General features: G+C 68.9%; 4 protein-coding genes and 2 pseudogenes. 4 read left to right on the forward strand and 2 right to left on the reverse strand.

From position 1 onward, the window contains the following. A pseudogene (locus J7E68_RS13760) lies at positions 1 to 195 on the reverse strand (DNA-3-methyladenine glycosylase 2 family protein); the annotation flags it as partial. Between the two features lie 34 nt (positions 196 to 229). Continuing rightward, complete coding sequence (locus J7E68_RS13765) at positions 230 to 931, reverse strand: winged helix-turn-helix domain-containing protein (RefSeq protein ID WP_215173481.1); 702 nt, start codon at positions 929 to 931, stop codon at positions 230 to 232. Between the two features lie 327 nt (positions 932 to 1,258). Between J7E68_RS13765 and J7E68_RS19885 the strand changes: the two genes are divergently transcribed. The 4 genes and pseudogenes from J7E68_RS19885 to J7E68_RS19890 form a co-directional block, all read left to right on the forward strand. Continuing rightward, the gene (locus J7E68_RS19885) at positions 1,259 to 1,567 is read left to right on the forward strand and encodes a GNAT family N-acetyltransferase (protein ID WP_311416955.1); all 309 of its coding nucleotides are present in this window, start codon (positions 1,259 to 1,261) and stop codon (positions 1,565 to 1,567) included. Between the two features lie 53 nt (positions 1,568 to 1,620). Continuing rightward, positions 1,621 to 2,088 carry a DIP1984 family protein gene (locus J7E68_RS13775; protein ID WP_215173483.1) on the forward strand — a complete coding sequence of 156 codons (468 nt, stop codon included), beginning with the start codon at positions 1,621 to 1,623 and terminating at the stop codon, positions 2,086 to 2,088. A 328-nt stretch (positions 2,089 to 2,416) separates the two neighbouring features. Beyond that, entirely contained in the window at positions 2,417 to 3,778 is a 1,362-nt protein-coding gene (locus J7E68_RS13780) for an MFS transporter (RefSeq protein ID WP_215173485.1), read from the forward strand. Positions 3,779 to 3,952: 174 nt separating this feature from the next. After that, positions 3,953 to 4,076 (forward strand): annotated as a pseudogene (locus tag J7E68_RS19890) (exonuclease sbcCD subunit D); the annotation flags it as partial.

A 4,076-nucleotide genomic window follows, 5' to 3' on the forward strand; every position in this document is an offset into this window, starting at 1 on the left:
CGCAGGGCGGAGGGGGGTGCGCAGCGTGCGCCAGATGACCGGGCCGTCGGGCACCATGGTCGGATCCCCGGGGCCTCGCCTGAGCAGGCCGACGGTCGCGCGGAGGTCAAGGGGGAGGGCAGGCCGATAGACGGTCTCCCGCGGGGTGCTCTGAGCGGCCGGGTCGGCAGCTGCGGCATCCGCGGTCAGGGTCATGCGCCCACCATACGTCGCGGGCCTGACACTCGCGTCAGAAGCGGTCGGGCGAGGGGGTGCCGTGGCCGTAGCGGATGACGACGTCGGCGTGACGATCGAAGCGGTAGCCGATGCCGCGCACGGTGCGCACGATGTCTTCGTAGCGGCCGAGCTTGGCCCGCAGACGACGCACGTGCACGTCGATGGTGCGCTCGCCCGGGGTCTCGTCATCCTGCGCCTGCCACAGCGCCGAGACGAGTTCGCTGCGCTCGATCGTGCGGCCCTCGCGGAGCACGAGGTACTGCAGCAGCTCGAACTCCTTGTAGGTGAAGGCTGCGGATTCTCCGTCGATCAGCACGCGCTTGCGCGAGATGTCGACGACGACGCCGCCCTCTTCGTCTGTGGTCTCCTCTTCGGCGGCGGCCTTGGTGCGGGCGATCGCACCGGGCTCGTGCAGCGCCAGACGGACGACATCGAGGTCGCGGCCGCCCGAGCCGTGCGGGGCGAGGGCGACGGTGGCATGCGTCTCGGCGCCCGGCGCGAGCTCGGCGAGGGTGCGACGCAGGGCGTCGACGAGAAGCGGAAGGCTGACGCCCGCCTCTGCGGCCTTGATCTCGTCGAGACCGACGTAGAGGGCGAAACCGCGGGGGGAGCGGACGGCGGGAAGATCGGCATCGAGCGGAGCGGCGGCCGGCTCTGAGGAGACGGTGCGGGCTGCGGTGGCGGCGGGACGCCCGAGAAGTGCGATGTTCGACATGATGATGTAGTCCTCAGGACGTGAGCCGGAAGAAGGCTCTGATGCGTTGCATGAATGACCGGGCGAGCCGGGAAGCGAGCAAGGGTGGGTGCTCGGAGACCAGTCCTCGCAGATCGCGAGAAGTCAGGTCAGACGGAGTGGCTGTTCGTTCAGCGACACATTCGGCAACACATGCCAACGCGACCGGGCATCATCATCCCGGCAGTCCTGTTCGCCTCCTGGGCGGACAAAGGGCTTGCGTTGGTAGTCATGGGGGGATTATGTCGGAAGAAGTCGGCGCGTGTCAAAACGGCCGTGGGTGCACGGGTGGGGCGTAACGTGAAGAAGGTGACTACTTCGACCCTCGCCGCCGGCTTCCTCCTCACCGATGAGAAGGACGCATCGCGGTACACGCTGACGCGCGACGGCCAGCTCGTCAGCGTGCTGGACTACCGCGACGACGGACACACGATCGCCCTGACGAGAGCGTTCACGATCCCCACTTTCCGCGGCCACGGCTATGCGGGAGTCGTCGTCGAGGGGGCTGTCGCCGACATCGAGGAGCGTGGCGATCGCACGGTCGACGCGGTCTGCTGGTACGTCGCCGACTGGTTCCAGACGCACCCGGAGCACGCCTCTCTGCTTCGCTCCCGCTGACCCCCGAGCGTATGACGCTGTGTTACACAGCGGCAGGCTGACAGGATGAGGGCATGAAACTCGCAGAGGCCCTCACAGCCCGCGCGGACCTGCAGCGCCGCATCGAGCAGCTCCGCGCCCGCATCACGGCGAACGCCCGGTACCAGGAGGGGGAGGAGCCGGCGGAAGACGCAGCGACGCTCCTCGTCGAGGCCGATGCCGCACTCGCGCAGCTGCGCGATCTGATCCGGCGGATCAACGCGACCAACTCGCGGCTCGACCTGGGAGCGGACGGGACGATGACGGATGCGCTCGCCGCGAGAGACGTGCTCCGCCTGCAGCACTCGCTGCTGGCGGACGCCGCCGCTGCGGCATCCGGGGCGAACGACCAGTTCCTCCGACAGATGCGATCGGAGCTGCGGCAGATCTCCGCGCTCCCCGTCGCCGATCTGCGCTCGCGCGCTGACGCGGTCGCGCAGGAGCTGCGTGAGCTCGACAATCGGATCCAGCAGGCGAACTGGCTGCATGACCTGAAGGAGTAGCGAGCGGAAGTCGGTAGTCACGACGAGGCGGGCACAACCCCAGCCGGAGGGGCAATTCCGGCACATGTCGGGCGGAGGGCAGCCCAGATCGCATCGCGCAGCCCCGCACCCCGCACATGTGACCGCGCATCGCGCATGTCGCATCACCAGGTGCCGATCATCGTGACGAGGGTGGGTCAGGGGACCTTCCGCTCGCACTCGCAGAGTCTCACCTCGGGTACTATGGATCTTCTGCTCAGCCCCGTCGGCTGAGGTGGTCAGGCGCTCGAAGCGCGCTGGTCCGAGGCTCGAAACCTCCGGCATCGTCCCCGACACCGGAGGTTCTTCCATGTCATCGTCCCTGCGCGCCCGCCCCCAGACCAGATGGTGGGCGCTCGCCGTCATCTCTCTCACCCAGCTGATCGTCGTGCTCGACGGCACCATCGTCAGCATCGCCCTCCCACGGGCCCAGGCCGCGCTCGGCCTCAGCGACGGCCAGCGGCAGTGGGTCGTCACCGCCTACGCCCTCGCGTTCGGCGCGCTGCTGCTGCTCGGCGGTCGCATCGCGGACTACCTCGGCCGCAAGCGCACGTTCATGATCGGCATGGTCGGGTTCGGCGCGGCATCCCTCTTCGGCGGTCTCGCACAGCAGGGGTGGGAGCTCGTCCTCGCGCGTGGTCTGCAGGGCGTCTTCGCCGCACTTCTGGCCCCGGCGGCACTCGCCCTGTTGACCGTCACCTTCCCGTCCGGGCGGGAGCGCAACACCGCGTTCGCGGTCTTCGGAACGGTCGCGGGAACCGGCGCCGCGATCGGCCTGCTGCTGGGCGGATTCCTCACCGAGTTCACCGACTGGCGCTGGTGCCTGCTGGTCAACCTGTTCTTCGTCGCCGTCGGTCTCGTCGGCGGTGCGTTCTTCCTCACCGAGAGCCGCGCCGAGGGCGACAACCGCTACGACGTCTGGGGCGCGATCACCGTGACCCTGGGGCTCGGCGCCCTCGTCTACGGATTCAGCCTCGCGGAGAACGGCTGGGGCGACCCTCTGACGATCACGTTCCTCGCCCTCGGAGTGGTGCTGCTGGGCGTGTTCGTGTGGGTCGAGAGTCGGGTCGCGCAGCCGCTGCTGCCGCTGCGCGTGGTGGCGGACCGCGTCCGTGGCGGCGCGTTCCTGATCCAGGGAGTCGCCGGAGCGATCATGATCGGCGCAACGCTCTACCTGACCTTCCACCTCCAGTTCGTGCTCGGCATGGGTGCGCTCCCGGCGGGGGCCGCGACTCTCCCGCTGCCGATCGCGACCATGATCATCGCCCCCATCGCGACGAAGCTCCTCACCGTGATCGGCCCGCGTCCGATGCTCGTCGTGGGTCCGCTGATCGCAGCGGCCGGCCTGTTCCTGCTGTCGGGAATCACCCCGGACGGCGCGTACATCGTGCAGATCGCCCCGGCGCTCGTCCTTCTCGGAGTCGGCATGGGGTTCGTGTTCATCCCGCTGCAGAACCTCGCCCTGACGGGAGTCGCCCCGCACGATGCGGGCGTCGCATCGGCGGTCGCCAACTCCGCGATGCAGATCGGCGGATCGATCGGCCTGTCGGTGTTCACCGCGGTGTACGCGGCCTCCGTCGGCGGACAGGCGCAGGCGGAGCTCTCTCCCCGGCAGCTCACCGACGCATACGGCTGGATCTTCATCGTCGCGTCGATCCTNNCGCCGCCGTGATGGTGCGGGGCACGAAGGACGAGCTGATGCCGGCGCATCCGGGTATGGCGGTGGGCGCTCACTGATGCGCGCGCAGCGTCGGTTCCCGGCCGGATCCGAAGAGATCGACGGTCAGGAACGGGCGCTGCGGCACGCCTCGGACCGAATGTCGGTGGCTCTTCGTACCGTGTGAGTATGCGAATCCTGCACACCTCCGACTGGCACATCGGCCGCACCTTCCATGGCAACTCGACCATGGACGCGCTCGCCGAGGTGCTCGGAGCGCTGACGGTGCAGGTTCGGGAGAACGCGGTCGACG

The sequence above is a fragment of the Microbacterium sp. ISL-103 genome (genome assembly GCF_018613995.1).
Taxonomy (GTDB): domain Bacteria; phylum Actinomycetota; class Actinomycetes; order Actinomycetales; family Microbacteriaceae; genus Microbacterium.

What these genes read in the sequence shown, in the direction of transcription:
- J7E68_RS13765 (WP_215173481.1), bottom strand. Translation starts at nt 931, where the DNA reads ATGTCGAACATCGCACTTCTCGGGCGTCCCGCCGCCACCGCAGCCCGC.
- J7E68_RS13775 (WP_215173483.1), top strand. Translation starts at nt 1,621, where the DNA reads ATGAAACTCGCAGAGGCCCTCACAGCCCGCGCGGACCTGCAGCGCCGC.